This window comes from Nocardia sp. SSK8 (genome assembly GCF_037034205.1).
Taxonomy (GTDB): domain Bacteria; phylum Actinomycetota; class Actinomycetes; order Mycobacteriales; family Mycobacteriaceae; genus Nocardia.
This window is the reverse complement of sequence record NZ_JBAGKD010000040.1, coordinates 1-416: the sequence shown is the minus strand read 5'-3', so window position 1 is coordinate 416 and position 416 is coordinate 1. Positions and strand designations below refer to the sequence as shown.

Sequence of the window (416 nt, the reverse complement as noted above, 5' to 3'; positions counted from 1 at the left end):
GAGGAGACCTGCACCGGTGACTCGGCGCGTCGTGCGGGTAACGAGTTCTTGTTCCAGCAGTTGGCGATGCAGAACATCGAGGTCATCAACTCGGTGTTCGAGGGTGTCGAGCAGTCCAAGAAGAAGATCGTTGTCACGTGTGCGCATTGCTTCAACGCGCTCAACAACGAGTACCCGCAGGTCGGTGGCACCTACGAGGTGGTGCACCACACGCAGTTGCTGAACCGGTTGGTGCGGCAGAAGAAGCTGGTGCCGGTGGCGTCGGTGTCGCAGAACATCACCTACCACGACCCGTGCTATCTGGGTCGGCACAACAAGATCTACAACGCGCCGCGTGAGTTGATGGAGGCTTCGGGGTCGACGTTGGTGGAGATGCCGCGTCATGGTGAGCGGTCGATGTGCTGTGGTGCCGGTGG

Annotated in this window: 1 protein-coding gene; it reads left to right on the top strand. The window is 60.3% G+C overall.

What is annotated here, in order from left to right; translation table 11 throughout:
• Positions 1–416: (Fe-S)-binding protein (locus tag WA675_RS27280; RefSeq protein ID WP_336088328.1), on the top strand; the 416-nt coding region annotated here is incomplete at both ends.